Below are 18,964 nucleotides of genomic sequence, written 5' to 3'. Positions count from 1 at the left end.
GTCATGGATGCGATCATGCAAATGCTGACCGACAATTTCGGCCCGTTCGGCCCCTTCGTCGCCATCGGCGTGCTGGGTATTCTGCTGGTCGTCGCCACCCTGCCGATGCTGCTGAACCGGCCCGAAGATCCGCTCGACAAGCTCAACAAGGCCGTTCACCAGCCCGAACCGACCTCCAGCCAGAAGCAGAAGCTGCGCAACAGCAGCGGCAACCACGACAAGCTGGAGAAATACGCCGCCTTCCTCGAACCGAAGGACAAGGACGAGTATTCGGCGATCCAGCTCAAGCTGCTGCAGGCCGGCTATCCCGGCAAGAATGCGGTGCGCACCTTCCACTTCACGCAATTCGCGCTCGGCGTGGGCCTGCTGTTGGTCGGCGTGGCCTATGCGGTGCTGAACTCCGCCACCGGCACCCCGTCGACCCAGATGACGATCCTGTCGATCGTCATTCCCGGCGGGATCGGCTACATGGCGCCGAAATACTGGGTGACCCGCCGGGTCGAGACCCGCAAGGAAGAAATCGTCAACGGCTTCCCCGACGCGCTCGACATGATGCTGGTCTGCGTCGAGGCCGGCCAGTCGCTCGACCAGTCGATCATCCGGGTGTCGAAGGAAATCCGCAACGGCTTCCCGGCGCTGGCCGAGGAATTCGAGATCGTCAGCCACGAGATGAAGGCCGGCAAGGACCGGATCGAGGTGCTGCGCGACATGGGCGACCGTGCCGGCGTGGCGGATGTGGCGAGCTTTGTCACCGTGCTGATCCAGTCGACCACCTTCGGCACCTCGATCGCTGAGGCGCTGCGCGTCTATGCCGGAGAGATGCGTGACAAACGGGTGATGCGCGCGGAAGAGAAAGCAAATACCTTGCCGACGAAGATGACCCTTGCCACAATGATGCTGACGGTTCCGCCGCTCTTGATCATCCTGATTGGCCCGTCGGTCTACAACGTGTACGAGACGCTGCGGAGCATCAGTTTCTAGCTGGGAGGCGGGTCATCCTGACCGCAAGGCAGACAATCGCGATAGCGCTGGCGGCAACGCTGGCGCTTTCGGCATGTGACACCGGCCTCGGCAATCGCGGCGGCGACGGCCTCTATGCGCCCGATGCCCTGCCCTATGGCGAAGACAGTGTCGACGGGCTGATCGTCGGCCACCGGCTGATGGCGGCGGGCGAATACGAACTGGCGCTGAAGGCCTATACCCGCTCCGCCGCCGATCACGGCATCACCGTCGACGTGCTGTCGGCCATCGGCTCGGCCAATCTCAAGCTGGGCCGTCTCGGCCAGGCCGAACGCGACCTGCGCGCCGCCGTGAAGAAGGATGCCGAATTCGCCCCGGCCTGGAACAATCTGGGCGTCGTGCTGATGGAAACCGGCAAATTCGCCGAGGCCGCGCGGGTGTTTCGCGTCGCCTACGGGCTCGATGGTGGCAAATCGGATTCGATCAAGCAAAACCTCACCTTGGCACTCGCAAAAGTCGAAAACATTTCGTATGATGCTCCCGAAGATGCGACTTTTGCACTGATGCGTCGCGGCCAGGGCGATTACCTGCTCCTCGCGCATCAATAACAAAACAAGCGAAGCGCGTCTCACGAGCAGGAAAAGGACGCAGGCAAAATGCGCCATACATTTCTATTCTCTCTCTGCCTTGGCAGCGTTGTCGTGCTGTCGGCATGTGAAGGCACCATGACCGACGAAGAAGTCCAGCGCGCCGTGGCGGGCGTGAACGTGATCGACGAGAGCGGTCTGAACGACGTGATGCTGGCCTCCGGCGACCCGAACGAGGCGGTTGCCTATTTCAGCCGCTCGGTGGAGCAATACCCCGACCGGATCGACCTCAAACGCGATCTCGCCAAGGCACTGGTGCGCGCCCGCAAGCCCGCCGAGGCCGTGCGGGTCTGGTCCGTGGTCATCGCCAGCGACGAGGTCACCAACGAAGACCGCGTGGGCTACGCCGATGCCCTGATCCGCGCCGGCGACTGGACCAAGGCGGGCGATGCCCTCAACCAGATCCCGCCCACCTACGAAACCTATGACCGCTACCGGCTGGAAGCGATGGTGGCCGATGCCGGCCAGCAATGGAGCAAGGCCGACAGCTTCTACGAAACCGCCGTGGGCCTCACCACCCAGCCGGCGCGCACGCTGAACAACTGGGGCTATTCCAAGCTGACCCGCGGCGACTTCGCCGGGGCCGAAAAGCTGTTCACGGAAGCGCTCACCTATGACAACACGATGTTCACCGCCAAGAACAACCTTGTCATGGCCCGGGGCGCGCAGCGCAAATACGATATGCCGGTGATCAGCGTCACCCAGACCGAACGCGCCCAGCTTCTGCATACCCTCGCGCTCGCCGCGATCAAGCAGGGCGACGTGGTGATGGGCAAGACGCTTCTGGAAGAGGCGATCGACACCCATCCGCAGCATTTCGACGAAGCGGTCCGCGCCCTGCGCGCGCTCGACAGCAATGTGGCGCGCGGCTAAGGCATGACGGCACAGACGATCAGTTCCGCGCTGTGGTTCCTGCCCTTCGCGCTGCCCATTGCGATCTGGGTGGCCTGGTCAGACATGGCGCGGATGAAGATCCCCAACAAGGCGGTGATCGCCCTGGTGGCCGTCTTCGCCGTGATCGGGCTGATCGCGCTGCCGCTGGACAGCTATGGCTGGCGCTGGGTCCACCTCGTGGTGGTGCTCGCCATCGGCTTCGTCGCCAACATGGCGGGCCTGCTCGGCGCGGGAGACGCGAAATTCGCCGCCGCGATGGGGCCGTTTATTCTGCGTGAAGACCTGATCCTGTTCTTCTACCTCTTCGCCGCGACCCTGATCGCGGGCTTCGCGATTCACCGCATCGCCCGCCAGGTGCCCGCCATCCGGGCGCGCGCGCAGGATTGGGAAAGCTGGGAGCGCAAGGATTTTCCGATGGGTCTCTGCCTCGGCGGCGCGCTTGTGTTCTACCTCGTGATCGGTGCGGTCTGGGGCGTGTAAGCACGCTCCGGCCGCCCGTGTCACCGGCTGCTCCGCTGCCATTCCACACCCCGCATACAGCCCCCCTTGCCGCCCCTTCGGGCGTCGGATAGATTGCGGGCGAAATTTGATCAAATTGGTGACCCATGAAGATCGGCATCCTTCAGCCCGGCCACGCCCCCGACGAAGTTCGCGGCGAGCTGGGCGACTATGCGGACATGTTCGAACGCCTGCTCGGCGGGCATGATTTCAGCTTCCAGCGCTGGGACGTGGTCGACGGGATCTTTCCCGAAGGCCCGCTCGATGCGGAGGCGTGGCTCATCACCGGCTCGCGCCATGGCGTCTATGAAGGTCATGACTGGATTGCGCCGCTGGAAGAGCTGATCCGCCAGATCGCGGCTTCGGGGCGGCCGCTGGTGGGCGTGTGCTTCGGCCACCAGATCATCGCTCAGGCGCTTGGCGGGCGGGTCGAGAAATTTGCCGGCGGCTGGGCCGTCGGGCGGCAAAGCTACGATTTCGGCGGCGAAACACTGGCGCTCAACGCCTGGCATCAGGATCAGGTGGTGGAGCTGCCCGAGGGCGCCCGGGTGATCGCCTCGAACAATTTCTGCGAAAACGCGGCGCTGGTGATCGGCGACAATGTGCTGACGATCCAGCCGCACCCCGAATTCGCCGCCGAGATGATGAAAGGGCTGATCGACTACCGCTCCGGCGCCGTGGCGCCCGCGCTGGTCGACGAGGCCCGCGCCTCGCTGGCGCAGAGCACCGACAATGCGGCGATGGGCGCGCGCATGGCTGAATTTCTGCTCAAGGGAGGCAAATGATGGCCCCGAAAGACTGGACCGAAAACCTCCCCGACGCCGCGCGCGCCTATCTCGAAGGCCGCAGGCTCGACGAGGTGGAATGTATCATCGGCGATCTGCCCGGCATCGCCCGTGGCAAGGCGGTGCCCGCCGGCAAGTTTGCCCGGCAGGCCTATTTTCACCTGCCCGAGTCGATCTTCTTCCAGACCATCACCGGCGACTGGCCCGACGAGGCGGCGGAAGACGGCTTTGTCGAGCGTGACATGATCCTCAAGCCCGATATCGAAACCGCCACCGCCGCGCCCTGGACGGCCGACTGGACGCTGCAGGTGATCCACGACGCATACGACCGCACCGGCGCCCCGATCCCGCTGGCGCCGCGCAACGTGCTCAAACGGGTGGTCGATCTCTACCGCAAACAGGGCTGGGAGCCGGTGGTCGCGCCCGAGATGGAATTCTACCTCGTCGCCCGCAACCTCGACCCGGCCAAGTCCATCGAGCCGATGATGGGCCGCTCGGGCCGCCCCGCCGCCGCCCGGCAAGCCTATTCGATGACCGCCGTCGACGAGTTCGGCCCGGTGATCGACGATATCTACGATTTCGCCGAGGCGCAGGGCTTCGAGATCGACGGCATCACCCAGGAGGGCGGCGCCGGGCAACTGGAGATCAACCTGCGCCACGGCGACCCGGTGAAGCTGGCCGATGAAGTGTTCTTCTTCAAGCGGCTGATCCGCGAGGCGGCGCTGCGCCACGATTGCTTCGCCACCTTCATGGCCAAACCGATTGCCGACGAGCCGGGGTCGGCGATGCATATCCACCACTCGATCGTGGATATCGAGACCGGGCATAACATCTTTGCCGGGCCGCAGGGCGGCGATACCGATGCCTTCTTCCACTTCATCGGCGGGCTGCAAAAGCACCTGCCCTCGGTGATCGCGCTGCTGGCGCCCTATGTGAACTCCTACCGGCGTTACGTGCGCGACTTCGCGGCGCCCATCAACCTCGAATGGGGCCGCGACAACCGCACCACCGGCATCCGCATCCCGATTTCGGGGCCGGATTCGCGCCGGGTCGAAAACCGGCTCGCGGGCATGGACGCCAACCCCTACCTCGCCATCGCCGCCTCGCTCGCGGCGGGCTATCTCGGGTTGATGGAAGAAATCCGCCCCAGCGCCCAGTTCCGCGGCGACGCCTACGACAGCGACGAAGGCATCCCGCGCGACCTTGGCGCGGCGCTGGACATCCTCGAGGAGTCGACCGCCATGCGCGCGCTGCTGGACGACGATTTCGTTCGCGTCTACCTCGCCATCAAGCGCTCGGAACATGCCGAATTCCTCAGTGTGATCAGCCCGTGGGAACGTGAGCACCTTCTTCTAAACGTCTGATTGGCATACTTTTCCCGCGAAGCCGGCGCGCGATCGGCGGCGCTCCGCGCCCCTGCTGCATCGCGGCGACGAAAATACTACTCGGCGGGTCACATTCCTGTTACGGTTTTCCTGAATAGAGGTTTCGGAAAACCCGAAAAGGAACGCTGCCATGGTCCTCGCCCCAAACGTCTACGACGCCGAACCGATCCCAGACGCGGCCCGCGACGAGATCGACCGCCTGCTCGCTTCGGGCGATCTGTTCCGCTACACCGCGCCGGAAGATGCGCCCGTGTCGCTGCTCGAAGCCGAGTTCGCCGAAGCCCTCGGGGTGAAATACGCGCTGGCGGTGTCGTCCTGCTCCTCGGCGCTGTTTCTGTCGCTGAAGGCGCTCGGCCTGCCGCGCGATACCCGGGTGCTGATCCCGGCCTTCACCTTCGCCGCCGTGCCCTCGGCCATCATCCATGCCGACTGCATCCCGGTTCTGGTCGAGGTCGGCGCGAATTACCGGATCGACATGGCCGATTTCGAGGCCAGGCTGACCGGCGATATCGGCGCGGTGATCATCAGCCATATGCGCGGCCACACCTCCGACATGGACGCGATCATGGCGCTGTGCAACGCCCGCGGCATACCGGTGATCGAGGACGCAGCCCATAGCCTCGGCACGCTCTGGCACGGCCAGAAGATCGGCACCATCGGCAAGATCGGGGCCTTCTCCTTCCAGTCCTACAAGATGCTGAACGCGGGCGAAGGCGGCATCCTCGTCTCGGACGATGCCGATGTGATCGCCCGCGCCGTCATCATGTCGGGCGCCTATGAGCATAACTGGAAAAAGCACAAAACCCCGCGCGGGCAGAATTCGGCGGAGCTGGCCGAAGCCTTCGCGCGCTGGCAGAACAAGCTGCCGCTCTACAATACCCGGATGTCGAACCTCTCGGCCGCCGTGGTGCGCCCGCAGATCCCCGCGCTCGATGGCCGGGTGCGCGACGGGCTGGCCAACCACGATTACGTGGCCGAGCGGCTCAACACGAGTCCCTGGATCGAGGTGCCGCCGGCGTTGCCGCCCGAAACCCGCGCGCCGGATTCGATCCAGTTCAACCTCACCGGCATGTCCGATGGCGAGGTGCAGATGTTCGCCGCCATCGCCAGCGAGCGCGGCGTGGGCGTGCAGGTGTTCGGCATGTCCGAAGACAATGCCCGCGCCTTCTGGAACTGGGAATTCCTGCCCGAAAAGCCGGGGCCGCTGCCCAAGACCGCGGCCATGCTCATGCGCGCCTGCGACACCCGCCTGCCGGTACGCCTCAAACGCCCCGAACTCGATTTCATCGCCGATACGCTGATCGGCGCGGCGGAAGACGTAAAGGGCGCGAGCCGGGCCTACGGCACCTGAGCGCTAAAGAACCCGCAGTGCCCCGTCGAGAAACGGGTAGCGGGCCAGCGCCGGGGCGACGATCAGCTCGCTGAGCAGCGGCTTCAGCCGTGCCGCCACCTGCCCCGGCATATCGCCCAGGACACCCGCGCGGGCCGAGAGCGACACCCGGCGGCTCAGCGGCGCGACCGGCAGCGGCAGGATGTCGACCGCCTCGACGAAGCGATGCGCGCGCAGCACGCCCAGCGGCGTGAGGATCGTCCACCCTGCCCCCACCGCAACCATCGCCATGATCGCGTGATAGCTGTCGAGCTCGAACCGGTGGCCGAGATGCATCTCCTGCCGGGCCAGGTGCTCGGCGATCTTGCGGCCCATGTGATGGCGCGGCGAATACTGGATGAAGGGCAATTGGCGCAGCGCATCGTTCGCATCGCCCGCGCCGCGCGGCACGGCGGCGACGAAGGGCTCTTCGAGCAGCGGATGCACCTCCATCCAGTCGGCGGGCGCCCCCATTTCGGCGGCGACGATCACGTCGAGCGCACGGGCGTCGAGCTGGTCGTTCAGCCGGTGCGACGGCCCCGTCTCCAGTAAAAAGCGCGCGCCGGTCAGATCGTCGGCCATATCGGTAAGCAGGCGCGGCGTCACGTCGGCGTCGAAATCCTCGATCATGCCAAGGCGCAGACGGGTGAGCTGCGCCAGTTCCGCGCGGGCCAGCTCGGCGCGGGCCTGCTCGGCTTCATCGAGGATCGCACGCGCCCGGCGGCGGTAAAGCTCGCCCGCCGGTGTCAGCCGGAAGGGCCGCGCGCGCCGGTCCACCAGCACCGCGCCCAGCGCGGTTTCGAGATTGCTGAGCTGCTGGCTGACGGCGGAATTGCTCGCGCCCAGCCGGCGCGCGGCCACCGAGATCGACTGTTCCTCGGCAATGGCGAGAAACACCTCGATCCCCCAGAGTGTCACCCGCCCGGTGGTATCAACCATGGCAGCGGCCTTTCGCCTGTGCCGGTGGGGCCGTGCGGATCAGAGCCCCGAGAGCTTGGATTGAAGTTCGGCAAGCTGCTTCTTGATGGATTCGAGCTCGGCGTCCTTGTCGTCGTCGTCTTCCGGCTCGTCCCCGGCTTGCGGCGCCGTCGTGCCCGCCGCGCCCCAGCCCTGCATGATCGCGTTCAGAAACGCCTGTTGCTGCGCCTGCATCGCCTCGAAGCCAGGCACGTTCTTCATCGGGTTGGGCATCGCGCCGAGATTTTCCATCATCTTCGACTGGCTGTCGCGCAGCATCTCGAAGGACGCGGCCAGGAATTGCGGCACCACCGACTGCGCCTGGGTGCTGTAGGTGCGCACAAGGTCGGTCAGCACCGCCACCGGCAGCACGTTCTCGCCCCGGCTTTCGTGCTCGGCAATGATCTGCAGCAGGTATTGGCGGGTCAGGTCGTCGCCGGTCTTGAGGTCGATGATCTGCACCTCGCGGCCATCGCGGATAAACCCCGCAATGTCGTCCAGCGTCACATAATCCGACGTCTCGGTGTTGTAGAGCCGACGGCTTGCATAGCGCTTGATGAGCAGCGGGTCCCCGGATTTGGCCACGCGATGTCCTCCCTGTGGATCTCGGCATTTCGCCATTGCAGAAAATTCTACGTTACGGCTGAAACGAAAAGCAAGCGTCCCTTCGCCACAGGGCCGAATGGAAGCCCGGCAGATGCAAAAAAGGGCGAGCCTGCTGGCTCGCCCCATAAGTTGCGCCGGCCGGGAGGAGGTGACCGGCGTCGGGAAGTCGGATTACTTGGCCGCTTCGGTCGCTTTCTTGGCGGCCTTGGTCACCTCGTCGGTGGCCTTTTTCATCGCGGCGGTGGCTTCGGCGCCCATGTCCTTGCCGGCGGCGAGCATCAGTTCAACGGTCTCGGTCTGGACCTTCTTCGCCACTTCGGCGAAGGCGGCCATGTTCTCGGCGGCCATCTCGGCCTGCGACGAGGCGAAATCGGTCATCGCTTTCGAGTAGTCGACGGCTTCGGTCTTGGCGGCGGTCATGTCACCCACTTTGGACAGGGTGTCTTTCGTCCACTTGGTCGAGATTTCGACCGACTTTTCGGCCGCGTCCAGCGCCACTTTCGAGAATTTCTCACCGAGGGCGGCCTGCGATTTGAACGCATCTTCAAAGGCCGACATATCCATCGGGAAATTGCCCATCATGTCCTGAACCATCTTCATGTAGTCGTTTTTCTTCGCCATTGCTTTTCTCCAAACGTCCCGGCCCCGCCGGGGTAAATTCTGCGTCTGCAAAGAATATGGATGCTGCAGTGCAGAAAATCAAGATTTTTTTCTGCACTGCAGCATAAAGCCCGGGCACGGGGCCAATTCCGTTCCGGATCAAGCCTTTGGCTGGCTCAGCACATAGGTACCGGGGGCCGGGGCGAGCACCGGATGCTCCGAATCGCCCAGCTCCCGCGCCGGCACCATCGGCCCCGAGCGCGGCGCCAGCCAGTCGTTCCAGCGAAACCACCAGGTGCCCTCGTGGAACGCGGCGCTCTCGCGCCAGGCCCCGGGATCGGCGGGCCAGTCGGTATTGGTGTAATGGCCGTATTTCTTTTTTGCCGGCGGGTTCACGATCCCCGCGATATGGCCGGATTCCGACAGGATGAAGGTCTTGTCCTCTGCCCCCATCGCCCGAATCCCCCGGTAGCTCGACCGCCAGGCGGCGATATGGTCGGTCTCGCAGGCGATGGCGCAGAGCGGCACCTGCACATCGGTGATCCTGAGCCGCTCGCCAAGGATCGCAAAGCCCTCACCCGCCCCGGCGAATTCATCCTGCTGGCACAGCCCGCGCAGGTATTCCACCGCCATCTTGCCCGGCAGGTTGGTGCCATCGCCGTTCCAGTAGAGCAGATCGAAGGCGGGGGGCGGATTGCCGAGCATATAGGCGTTGATCGCGGGCTGATAGATCAGGTCGTTCGCCCGCAGGAAGGAAAAGGTCCGCGCCATGTAGAGCGACGACATCAGCCCGGTCTCGCGCGCCTCCTCCTCGATCCCGTCGACGAAATCGTCGTCGAGAAACACGCCCACCTCGCCCTGATCGGAAAAATCGGTGAGCGCGGTGAAGAAGGTGGCGGCGTTCACGCTGTCATCGCCGCGCTTGTTCATCAGCGCCAGCGTGACCGCCAGCGTGGTGCCGGCGATGCAATAGCCGACGGCGTTCACCTTCTCCTCGCCGGTGATCACCCTGACCTCGCGCATCGCGGTGAGAAAGCCTTCTTCGATATAGGTCTCCAGCCCGACATCGGCATAGCTGGAATCGGCGGGGTTCACCCAGGACACCACGAACAGCGTATAGCCCTGCTCGGTGATCCAGCGGATCAGGCTGTTTTCCGGCTTCAGATCGAGAATGTAGAACTTGTTGATCCAGGGCGGAAAGATGATGAGCGGCGTCTCGTGCACCTGTTCGGTGCGCGCCTTGTACTGGATCAGCTCGAACATCCGGTTGCGGTAGACCACCGCGCCTTCGGAGGTGCCAAGATTCTCGCCCACGGTAAAAGCGTCCGGGTCCGACAAGGTGGGGATCAGCTCGCCATCGTTCTTTTCGAGATCGCGGATCATGTTCTCAAGCCCGTCGATCAGCGACTGGCCCTCGGTCTCGATCGCCTTTTCCAGCGCGTCGGGGTTGCTGGCGAAGAAGTTCGTCGGCGCCATCATGTCGACGATCTGCCGGGTGAAGTAGCGCATCCTCTGGCGCTCATGGTCGCTGATCCCGTCAAGCTCTTCCACCCCCTTCTCGATGGCCTCGGAGGAGATGAAATATTGCTGCTTGAGGTAATTGAACCAGGGATGCGTCTGCCATAGCGGGTTGGAAAAGCGCCGGTCCTTCGGAGTTTCGTCCTTCGGCACCAGCGGTGCGCCGTCGAGCAGTGCCTGCTGCGCCTCGACCGCATGCGACAGCGTTTTCGACCAGTATTCGAGCTGGCTCTCCCACACCTTGGCCGGGTTCTGCATCAATTCGGCCCAATAGGCCCCCATCGCCTTGCCGTAAAAATCCGGCCCCGGCCCCTGCAGCGACGGGCGGATCATCTTCTTCTGCGACATCGCCGCCGCGAGCCGCGCCGTCAGCGCCTCGATCCGCGCAAGGTTTTCCTGCAGCGTCTCACTCACGGCCGGCGGGTCAATGTCTTTTGTTGTCATGTTAATAAATTGATCCTATCTTATTTTGCACCCGCAGCATTTTGCCACGGGGGCACCTGCCTGGTTCCACGCTATCTGAGAGGGGCCGGTGCAGGCAACAGCGAGGCGACAGATGCGCTACACGGCGACCTACGATCTGATGGAGACGATGCGCAACACCAACCAGTGGTTGGGCGCAACGGCGGCTGCCTTCGGCAATTACCCCGCCGTCGCCGCGCTGCCGAACCCGTGGTTCGAATGGCTCGCCGCCTGGGGCGAAGTCACCGAGCGCAGCTTCGCCCGGATGGTCGCCAAGCCCGATTGGGGGATCTACACGGTGGTGGGCGCCGACGGGCGCGATCACGTCGTCTCGGTCGAGAAACTGGTGGAGCGGCCCTTTGGCGATCTGATCCATTTCAAGGTGCAGGGCCGCGATCCGAAGCCGCGCCGGGTATTGCTGGTGGCGCCGATGTCGGGGCATTACGCCACACTCCTGCGCTCCACCGTGTCGTCGCTCCTGCCCGATGCCGAGGTCTATATCACCGACTGGCACAATGCCCGCGACATTCCCGCCTCGCTCGGCAAGTTCGACATCGAGGATTACACGCTCTACCTCGTCGAGTTCATGCGCGCGCTGGGGCCGGATATCAACGTCATCGCCGTCTGCCAGCCCGCCCCGCTCACGCTGGCCGCCACCGCCTATCTGGCCGAGCTCGACCCGGAGGCGCAGCCGCAGACGCTCACCCTCATCGGCGGCCCGATCGACCCGGACGTGGCCGCCACGGATGTGACCGATTTCGGCCGCCGGGTGACGATGGGCCAGCTTGAGGAAATGGCGATCCAGCGCGTCGGCGCGAAGTACAAGGGCGTGGGGCGGCAGGTCTATCCCGGCCTGCTGCAATTGGCCGGGTTCATGTCGATGAATGCCGAGACGCATTCCAACGCCTTCACCAACCAGATCTCGAAGGTGATGAAGGGCAAGGCGGGCGACCACGACAAGCACAACAAATTCTACGACGAATATCTCGCGGTGATGGACATGACCGCGGAATTCTACCTGTCCACCGTCGAGCGCATCTTCAAGAACCGCGAGATCGCCCGCAACGAATTCGTGGTGAACGGCCACAGGGTGGATATCGGCAAGATCACCGATGTGGCGATCAAGACGGTGGAAGGCTCGAAGGACGATATCACCGCCCCCGGCCAATGCGCCGCCGCCCTGCCGCTCTGCACCGGCGTGCCCGAAGAGAAGAAGGCGGGCTATATCGAGATCGGCGCGGGCCATTACGGGATTTTCGCCGGCAAATCGTGGCGCAATCATATCCGCCCGCTGGTGCTGGAATTCATCGACCAGAACGCAGGCGCTCATGCCGAACAGGCGAAGAAGAAGCGCGCGGCGAAAGCCAGGGGCAAACCGGCACTGAAAGCGGTGTGATCGCGGGCGGCCCATGGGCCGGTTTTTTGCACATTTTCAGAAGGATGTCAGAAAACTGGGAAACCGGCTTTCCGCCCCCCTCATCTCAGCTTTCGAATTCGACCAGCAGGTCTTTCGCGTCGATCTGGCTGCCATGCTGCACATGCACGGCTTTCACCACCGCATCGCGTTCGGCGGAGATGCCGGTTTCCATCTTCATCGCTTCGATGGTCAGCAGCAGGTCGCCGGCGCGCACCTCCTGGCCCGGCTGCACGCCCACCGTTGCGATCACGCCCGGCATCGGCGCACCGACATGGGCGGGATTGCCCGGATCGGCCTTCGGATGCGCGGCCTTGGTCGCGGTCACCTTGCGGTCGGCGATGCGGACGGTGCGCGGCTGGCCGTTCAGCTCGAAGAACACCTTGGCCTCGCCTTCGTCATTGGTATCGGCGATGGCCTGCAGGCGGATTTCGAGCGTCTTGCCGGGGTCGATCTCGGCTTCGATCTCCTCGCCCGGCTCCATGCCATAGAAGAAGGTGCGCGTCGGCAGGGTGCGCACCGGGCCATAGAGCTTGTGGCGCTCGGTATAGTCCGAGAAGACCTTGGGATACATCAGGTAGCCGTTGAGGTCTTCATCGTCGAGCGTCACTTCCAGGGCCTCGCTGGCCTCCGCGCGCACCGCTTCCACATCGACCGGCGCCAGATGCTTGCCGGGGCGCTCGGTATCGGGCTTTTCGCCCTTGAGCACCTTGGCCACGATCCCCGCGGGGAAGCCGCCGGGCGGCTGGCCGAGATTGCCCTTCATCATGTCGACAACCGAGTCGGGGAAGCTGACCTCGGTGGCGGGGTCTTCCACCTGCGCCCGGGTCAGGCCCTGGCTCACCATCATCAGCGCCATGTCGCCCACCACCTTGGACGAGGGGGTGACCTTCACGATATCGCCGAACATCTTGTTCACGTCCGAATAGGCCTGCGCCACTTCGTGCCAGCGCTCTTCGAGGCCGAGCGAGCGGGCCTGCGCCTTGAGGTTGGTGAACTGGCCGCCGGGCATTTCGTGCAGGTAGACCTCGGAGGCGGGTGCCTCCAGCCCGCTTTCGAAGGCGGCGTATTGCCCGCGCACCGCTTCCCAGTAATTCGAGATCTTGCGGATCTCGGTCGGGTCCAGGCCGGTATCCCGCTCGGTATGGCGCAGGGCTTCGACGATCGAGCCGAGGCAGGGCTGCGAGGTCGAGCCGGAAAAGGCGTCCATCGCCGCATCGACGGCATCGACGCCCGCATCCACCGCCGCAAGCACGGAGGCGGCCGCGGCGCCGGAGGTGTCGTGGGTGTGGAAGTGGATCGGGATCGAGACCTCGTCTTTCAAGGCAGAGATCAGCGCCGTCGCCGCCTTGGGCTTCAGAAGCCCGGCCATGTCTTTCACGCCCAACACATGGGCGCCGGCGGCTTCGAGCGCCTTCGCCATCGAGACATAGTATTTCAGGTCGTATTTCGAGCGGTCGGGGTCGAGGATATCGCCGGTATAGCAGATCGCCGCTTCACAGACCTTGTCGTTCTCGATCACGGCATCCATCGCCACGCGCATGTTCTCGACCCAGTTCAGGCTGTCGAAGACGCGGAACACGTCCATGCCGCTGGTGGCGGCCTGCTTCACGAAGCCCTGGACCACGTTGTCGGGGTAATTCGTGTAGCCCACGCCGTTGGAGGCGCGCAGCAGCATCTGGGTCATCACGTTGGGCAGATGGGCGCGGATGTCGCGCAGGCGCTGCCAGGGGCATTCCTGCAGGAAACGGTAGGCCACGTCGAAGGTCGCGCCGCCCCACATTTCCATCGAGAAGAGCTGCGGCAGGTTGGCGGCATAGGCCGGCGCGATGCGCACCATATCGAAGCTGCGCATCCGCGTCGCGAGCAGCGACTGGTGCGCGTCGCGCATCGTGGTGTCGGTCAGCAGCACCTGCTTTTGCGCGAGCATCCAGTCGGCCACGGCCCTGGGGCCTTTCTCGTCCAGCAATTGCCGGGTGCCGGCGGGGGGCGTGTCGGCTTTCAGGCCCGGGCAGCGCGGCGGCTTGAGGTCGGGATGCGGTTCGGGGCGGCCAACCGTCTCGGGATGGCCGTTGATGGTGATGTCGGCGATATAGGTGAGCAGGCGCGTGGCCCGGTCGCGCCGCTTGGGAAACTCGAACAGCTCCGGCGTCTCGTCGATGAAGCGCGTGGTATAGGCGTTCGACAGGAAGGTGGGGTGCCGGAGCAGATTTTCCACGAAGGCGATATTGGTGCTCACGCCACGGATGCGGAATTCGCGCAGCGCCCGGTCCATCCGGGCGATCGCCTGTTCGGGCGTCTGGCCATGGGCGGTGACCTTCACCAGAAGCGAGTCGTAGAACCGGGTGACCACCGAGCCGGGATAGGCGGTGCCGCCATCGAGGCGGATGCCCATGCCCGTCGCCGTGCGGTAGGCGGTGATCCGGCCATAATCGGGGATGAAGTTGTTTTGAGGGTCTTCGGTGGTGATCCGGCATTGCAGCGCGTGGCCGTGCAGCTTCACGTCATACTGGCTGGCCACGCCGGTGGCTTCGGTCAGGCTCTTGCCCTCGGCGATCAGGATCTGGGCGCGCACGATGTCGATGCCCGTCACTTCCTCGGTCACCGTGTGCTCGACCTGCACGCGGGGATTGACCTCGATGAAGTAGAATTTGCCCGTCTCCATATCCATCAGGAATTCGACGGTGCCGGCGCAGGTATAGTTCACATGTTCGCAGATCTTCTTGCCGAGCGTGCAGATCTCCTCGCGCTGGGCCTCGCTCAGATAGGGGGCGGGCGCGCGTTCGACGACCTTCTGGTTGCGCCGCTGCACCGAGCAATCGCGCTCCCAGAGGTGGTAGATATTGCCCTGCGTGTCGCCGAGGATCTGCACCTCGACATGGCGCGCGCGGGTGATCATCTTTTCAAGATAGCCCTCGCCATTGCCGAAGGCGGCCTCGGCCTCGCGCCGGCCTTCGAGCACCTTCTCTGGCAATTCCTTCACATTGTGGATCGGGCGCATCCCCCGGCCGCCGCCGCCCCAGCTTGCCTTGAGCATGAGCGGAAAGCCGATCTCGGCGGCCTCCGCCTTGATCGCCTCCATGTCGTCGCCCAGAACCTCGGTGGCGGGGATGACCGGCACGCCGGCCTCGATGGCGACGCGCCGCGCGCTGGCCTTGTCGCCGAGGGCGCGCATGGTTTCGGCTTTCGGACCGATGAAGGTGATGCCCGCCGCTTCGCAGGCATCGACGAATTCGGGGTTTTCCGACAGCAGGCCGTAGCCCGGATGGATTGCGTCCGCGCCCGCTTCCTTTGCCACCCGGATGATCTCGGGGATCGAGAGATAGGCGGCCACCGGCCCCATCCCCTCGCCAATCCTGTAGGCTTCGTCGGCCTTGAAGCGGTGCAGCCCCAGCTTGTCTTCCTCGGCATAGACGGCGACCGTCTTCTTCCCGAGTTCGTTGGCGGCGCGCATGATGCGGATGGCGATCTCGCCGCGATTGGCAATGAGGATTTTGTTGAATTCCGGCATCGGTCTCTCCGTGGCCTGTCGGACATTTGCCAGAGTCGTAGGGTATGCTGCGCTGCGGCGCAAGGTGCCGCGGCAGGCCTGCGCGGTTTGCGCGCGCCTGCGGGCGGAGCGCGGAATGTGGTGTTATTCGCCCTTCGGCACCACGCGGTTGTGCAGGGCGATTTCTTCCAGCATGAGCGCGAAGATGAAGCCGATCACCGCAAGTCCGGCGGCGATCAGGAAGACCGGGTGGATGGCGCTCACCACCGCTGCGCCGATCTGTTCGCGCGCTTCGGCGGGCAGGGCCGCCAGCATCTGCGGGCTGATTTCCAGCCCGCCCCCGGCAAACTCGGCCCCCGCCGCGCCCATCTTCGCCGCCATGCCCGTGGCAAACAGCGCGCCGAATGCGGCCACGGCGATGGAACCGCCGACCTGGCGGAACATCAGCCCGGCGGCGGTGGCGGTGCCGAGCTGGTGGCGCGGCACGGCGTTCTGCACCGAGGTGGTGACCACCGGGAAGATGTTGCCCATGCCGAGGCCGACGCAGGCGAGGAAGATCGAGAAGATCAGCCAATGCGTATCGGCCTGAAGCGTCGACAGCAGGATCATGCCGAGAAACAGAAAGCTCGTGCCGATGATCGGCAGGTAGCGGTAGCGCCCGGTGCGGCCCATATACCGGCCGGCGAGGGTGGAGGAGATCAGGATCCCGGCCGTCATCGGCACCAGCATCAGGCCCGAAACCGTAGGCGAGGTGCCCTTGGCGATCTGCAGGTAGATCGGCAGGAAGGTGACCGAGCCGAACATCGCCGCGCCGGAGATGAAACCGATGATCGAGGTCACCCAGAACACGTTCATCCGGAACAGCCCGAGCGGCAGGATCGGCTCGGAGGCCCTGGTTTCGGCCCAGAGGAAGGTGAGCAGGCCGGCCAGCGCGATCAGCCCGAGGCCGATGATCTCGGGGCTGGCCCAGGCAAAGCTGCGCCCGCCCAGGCTGGTGGCCAGCGTGACCCCGGCCAGCGTGACCGAGAGCATGGCCGCGCCGAGCCAGTCGATCTTGTGCTGCACGCGGCGCCCGGTGGGCTTGAACGAGATCGCGAAGCCGATCAGCGCGGCGATCCCGATGGGAATGTTGATATAGAAGATCCAGTGCCAGCTCGCCTGTTCGACGAACCAGCCGCCGATCAGCGGCCCGATCACCGAGGAGACCGAGAAGATCGAGGCGAACACGCCCTGCACCTTGCCCCGGTCCTGCGGCGGGATCACATCGCCGATCACCGACAGCGCGAGCACGAACAATCCGCCGCCGCCCAGCCCCTGAATGGCGCGCGAAACGATGAGCGAGGTCATCGACCAGGCCGCGCCGGCCAGCGCCGAGCCGAGCAGGAACAGGCCCACCGAAATGAACACCATGTTGCGCCGCCCGTAGAGGTCGCCGAGCTTGCCATAGAGGGGCGCGACGATGGTGGAGGCGAGAATATAGGCGGTGACCACCCAGCTCAGATGTTCGAGCCCGCCAAGATCGGCCACGATGGTGGGCAGGGCGGTGGAAACGATCGTCTGGTCGAGCGAGGCGAGCAGCAGCAGCGCGCCGATCGACACGATGATCAGCCGGATCGAGGTGGGTTCGGACTGCGTGTCCGAAGCGGCGGAGGGGGTGGGGGATGGGTTTGTGATGGTCATCGCGCGTCTTTCCGTGATGGCCGTTCCCTACGCCTCCGGCATATATGTGTCAACCGCACATAATTGTGTACGGCATATTATTGACAATCGCACGATAACTTGCGACACCGCCGCCATGAGCGCCAATGCCAAGACCTTGCCCCGGTTTCACGCCGACCTGCCGGACAGGCTGGAAGCGGCGGGATTTGCGCCGGCGGTGGTCGAGGCGCTGCTGGGGCTCGATGCCGAGATGTTCGTCTGGCACCGCCGCGCGGCCAAGGGCGAGCTGGTGGGGCTTTTGCTTTCGGAGATGGATCTGGGGCTGGAGCTCAGCCAGTTCTTTGCCCTGATGGCGATCAACCGCATCGAGCATGGCATCGCCCGCGCCCAGGCCGAACCCGCCACGGTGGGGCTGCTTGCGGAGGAAATGGCGATCGACCCGTCGCGGGCGAGCCGCATCGCCTCGGGGCTGATCGCCGAGGGCTGGCTGCGCCGCGATGTGGCGCAGGGCGACGGGCGCAAGTCGATCCTGGTGATCACCGACAAGGCGCGCGATGCCTTCAGCCAGTTCCGCGATGCGAAATGGGACAAGCTGCTTACGGTTTTCGCCGATTGGAGCGCGGAGGATATTCAATCCTTTTCGCGCCTGTTCACCCGATACTCCAACGGCATGGCCCGGGTGCATTGCGCCGGCGACGGGGGGACCAAGAGCGACCGGATGCCCGACAAGGGTGACAGCTAGGGCTGGTCTGGCGGCCGAGATAGCGCCACCGCTCCTTGTGGAGCGACCCGTTGACAAACAAGAGGCTGTGAGACGCCGTTCACCGGAAAACCGGATGGGTCTAGACTAGCAAAACAGGAAGGCTAGTCTACTTCTATGGACAAAAAGAATGGCTTGTCCCGCCATCGTCAGCGCAAACTCGTTTCATTGTTCTGCGCCGATCTGACCGCGATCCAGGCCGCCCGGGTGGGCGGCTTCAACCGCAACACCGTTAATCATTGCCTGGCAGGGCATGAAATGCCCGAGAGGGAGGTATTACCGGATATTCCGCGAACAGATCCGTGCCCACCAGTTCGGCCTGCGCGAGCAGTTCACCGGCACCGTCGAGGTGGACGAGAGCTATTTCGGCGCCACGCGCCGGCGCGGCGATCCCGGTTCGAAGCGGCGCGGCCGGGGCTCGGAGAAGCAGCCGGTCTTCGGTGTGATCGAGCGTGACGGGCGGGTGTTTACCGAGGTCGTGCCGGATTGTAAAAAGAAGACATTACAGGGCCTTATCCGGGGAAAGGTGGCATTGGAGAGCGTCATCATGTCAGATGGATGGGTCGGCTATGACGGGCTGGTCGATGTCGGATACGACGCCCATTACCGGATCAGAAAGGCCGAACGTGCGGCCAGCGGCCACCCCGCCTTCGTCGATGGCGCGGTCCACATCAACGGTATCGAAAGCTTCTGGTCCTTTGCCAAACGGCGGCTCGCGATGTTCAACGGAACACGCGCCAATTTCGAGTTGCACCTTAAGGAATGTGAATGGCGTTGGCGCAAGGATCACGATACCCTCGTTCGTGAACTCACTAGATTGCTAGTCTAGACCCTTCCGGTTTTCCGGTTTTCCGGTTTTCCGGTTTTCCGGTTTTCCGGTTTTCCGGTTTTCCGGTTTTCCGGTTTTCCGGTTTTCCGGTTTTCCGGTTTTCCGGTTTTCCGGTTTTCCGGTTTTCCGGT

15 protein-coding genes and 1 pseudogene are annotated in these 18,964 nt (G+C 64.4%); 10 read left to right on the top strand and 6 right to left on the bottom strand.

Translation table 11 applies throughout. The annotated features are described in order from the left end of the window. Positions 1-3: 3 nt before the first annotated feature. From QMG28_RS16615 to QMG28_RS16585, 7 genes are all read left to right on the top strand, one after another. The gene (locus tag QMG28_RS16615) at positions 4-981 is read left to right on the top strand and encodes a type II secretion system F family protein (RefSeq protein ID WP_281843443.1); all 978 of its coding nucleotides are present in this window, start codon (positions 4-6) and stop codon (positions 979-981) included. Between the two features lie 179 nt (positions 982-1,160). Beyond that, complete coding sequence (locus tag QMG28_RS16610; protein ID WP_307726358.1) at positions 1,161-1,568, top strand: tetratricopeptide repeat protein; 408 nt, start codon at positions 1,161-1,163, stop codon at positions 1,566-1,568. A gap of 48 nt (positions 1,569-1,616) precedes the next feature. Next, positions 1,617-2,480, top strand: a complete 864-nt coding sequence (locus tag QMG28_RS16605) for a tetratricopeptide repeat protein (RefSeq protein WP_281843442.1) — start codon at positions 1,617-1,619, stop codon at positions 2,478-2,480. A gap of 3 nt (positions 2,481-2,483) precedes the next feature. Further along, positions 2,484-2,981 carry a prepilin peptidase gene (locus QMG28_RS16600; protein WP_281843441.1) on the top strand — a complete coding sequence of 166 codons (498 nt, stop codon included), beginning with the start codon at positions 2,484-2,486 and terminating at the stop codon, positions 2,979-2,981. A 125-nt stretch (positions 2,982-3,106) separates the two neighbouring features. Next, complete coding sequence (locus QMG28_RS16595) at positions 3,107-3,784, top strand: type 1 glutamine amidotransferase (RefSeq protein WP_281843440.1); 678 nt, start codon at positions 3,107-3,109, stop codon at positions 3,782-3,784. After that, on the top strand, positions 3,784-5,148 hold the full coding sequence (locus tag QMG28_RS16590) for a glutamine synthetase family protein (RefSeq protein WP_434784451.1): 1,365 nt from the start codon (positions 3,784-3,786) through the stop codon (positions 5,146-5,148). The genes QMG28_RS16595 and QMG28_RS16590 overlap by 1 nt, the downstream gene beginning before the upstream one ends. A gap of 151 nt (positions 5,149-5,299) precedes the next feature. Then, positions 5,300-6,520: a DegT/DnrJ/EryC1/StrS family aminotransferase gene (locus tag QMG28_RS16585; RefSeq protein ID WP_281843438.1), complete on the top strand. Its 1,221-nt coding sequence runs from the start codon at positions 5,300-5,302 to the stop codon at positions 6,518-6,520. Positions 6,521-6,523: 3 nt separating this feature from the next. On the opposite strand, the gene QMG28_RS16580 is transcribed toward QMG28_RS16585, so the two are convergent. The 4 genes from QMG28_RS16580 to QMG28_RS16565 form a co-directional block, all read right to left on the bottom strand. Continuing rightward, entirely contained in the window at positions 6,524-7,477 is a 954-nt protein-coding gene (locus QMG28_RS16580) for a LysR family transcriptional regulator (protein ID WP_281843437.1), read from the bottom strand. 39 nt (positions 7,478-7,516) lie between these two features. Continuing rightward, entirely contained in the window at positions 7,517-8,080 is a 564-nt protein-coding gene (gene phaR, locus QMG28_RS16575; RefSeq protein WP_281843436.1) for a polyhydroxyalkanoate synthesis repressor PhaR, read from the bottom strand. Between the two features lie 192 nt (positions 8,081-8,272). Next, entirely contained in the window at positions 8,273-8,722 is a 450-nt protein-coding gene (locus QMG28_RS16570; RefSeq protein ID WP_281843435.1) for a Phasin, read from the bottom strand. 138 nt (positions 8,723-8,860) lie between these two features. After that, on the bottom strand, positions 8,861-10,663 hold the full coding sequence (locus tag QMG28_RS16565) for a PHA/PHB synthase family protein (protein WP_281843434.1): 1,803 nt from the start codon (positions 10,661-10,663) through the stop codon (positions 8,861-8,863). A gap of 112 nt (positions 10,664-10,775) precedes the next feature. Between QMG28_RS16565 and phaZ the strand changes: the two genes are divergently transcribed. Continuing rightward, a complete protein-coding gene (gene phaZ / locus QMG28_RS16560) occupies positions 10,776-12,077 on the top strand; it encodes a polyhydroxyalkanoate depolymerase (RefSeq protein WP_281843433.1) in 1,302 nt (433 codons plus the stop codon). A gap of 85 nt (positions 12,078-12,162) precedes the next feature. On the opposite strand, the gene QMG28_RS16555 is transcribed toward phaZ, so the two are convergent. After that, positions 12,163-15,606 carry a pyruvate carboxylase gene (locus QMG28_RS16555; protein ID WP_281843432.1) on the bottom strand — a complete coding sequence of 1,148 codons (3,444 nt, stop codon included), beginning with the start codon at positions 15,604-15,606 and terminating at the stop codon, positions 12,163-12,165. A gap of 123 nt (positions 15,607-15,729) precedes the next feature. Continuing rightward, positions 15,730-17,265: an MDR family MFS transporter gene (locus QMG28_RS16550; RefSeq protein WP_281843431.1), complete on the bottom strand. Its 1,536-nt coding sequence runs from the start codon at positions 17,263-17,265 to the stop codon at positions 15,730-15,732. A gap of 115 nt (positions 17,266-17,380) precedes the next feature. On the opposite strand from QMG28_RS16550, the gene QMG28_RS16545 reads away from it, so the two are divergent. Next, positions 17,381-17,986 carry a MarR family winged helix-turn-helix transcriptional regulator gene (locus QMG28_RS16545; protein ID WP_281843430.1) on the top strand — a complete coding sequence of 202 codons (606 nt, stop codon included), beginning with the start codon at positions 17,381-17,383 and terminating at the stop codon, positions 17,984-17,986. A 135-nt stretch (positions 17,987-18,121) separates the two neighbouring features. After that, positions 18,122-18,833 (top strand): annotated as a pseudogene (locus QMG28_RS16540) (IS1595 family transposase). Positions 18,834-18,964: the final 131 nt, after the last annotated feature.

The sequence above is a fragment of the Sinisalibacter aestuarii genome, from assembly GCF_027923545.1.
In the GTDB taxonomy this organism is placed as follows: domain Bacteria; phylum Pseudomonadota; class Alphaproteobacteria; order Rhodobacterales; family Rhodobacteraceae; genus Sinisalibacter; species Sinisalibacter aestuarii.
This window is presented reverse-complemented; position numbering and strand designations above follow the sequence as displayed.

Excerpts from the sequence above, each read along its gene's own strand:
- QMG28_RS16615 (WP_281843443.1), top strand. The coding sequence starts at position 4 with ATGGATGCGATCATGCAAATGCTGACCGACAATTTCGGCCCGTTCGGC.
- QMG28_RS16610 (WP_307726358.1), top strand. The coding sequence starts at position 1,161 with ATGGCGGCGGGCGAATACGAACTGGCGCTGAAGGCCTATACCCGCTCC.
- QMG28_RS16605 (WP_281843442.1), top strand. The coding sequence starts at position 1,617 with ATGCGCCATACATTTCTATTCTCTCTCTGCCTTGGCAGCGTTGTCGTG.
- QMG28_RS16600 (WP_281843441.1), top strand. The coding sequence starts at position 2,484 with ATGACGGCACAGACGATCAGTTCCGCGCTGTGGTTCCTGCCCTTCGCG.
- QMG28_RS16595 (WP_281843440.1), top strand. The coding sequence starts at position 3,107 with ATGAAGATCGGCATCCTTCAGCCCGGCCACGCCCCCGACGAAGTTCGC.
- QMG28_RS16590 (WP_434784451.1), top strand. The coding sequence starts at position 3,784 with ATGGCCCCGAAAGACTGGACCGAAAACCTCCCCGACGCCGCGCGCGCC.
- QMG28_RS16585 (WP_281843438.1), top strand. The coding sequence starts at position 5,300 with ATGGTCCTCGCCCCAAACGTCTACGACGCCGAACCGATCCCAGACGCG.
- QMG28_RS16580 (WP_281843437.1), bottom strand. The coding sequence starts at position 7,477 with ATGGTTGATACCACCGGGCGGGTGACACTCTGGGGGATCGAGGTGTTT.
- QMG28_RS16570 (WP_281843435.1), bottom strand. The coding sequence starts at position 8,722 with ATGGCGAAGAAAAACGACTACATGAAGATGGTTCAGGACATGATGGGC.
- QMG28_RS16565 (WP_281843434.1), bottom strand. The coding sequence starts at position 10,663 with ATGACAACAAAAGACATTGACCCGCCGGCCGTGAGTGAGACGCTGCAG.
- phaZ (WP_281843433.1), top strand. The coding sequence starts at position 10,776 with ATGCGCTACACGGCGACCTACGATCTGATGGAGACGATGCGCAACACC.
- QMG28_RS16555 (WP_281843432.1), bottom strand. The coding sequence starts at position 15,606 with ATGCCGGAATTCAACAAAATCCTCATTGCCAATCGCGGCGAGATCGCC.
- QMG28_RS16550 (WP_281843431.1), bottom strand. The coding sequence starts at position 17,265 with ATGACCATCACAAACCCATCCCCCACCCCCTCCGCCGCTTCGGACACG.
- QMG28_RS16545 (WP_281843430.1), top strand. The coding sequence starts at position 17,381 with ATGAGCGCCAATGCCAAGACCTTGCCCCGGTTTCACGCCGACCTGCCG.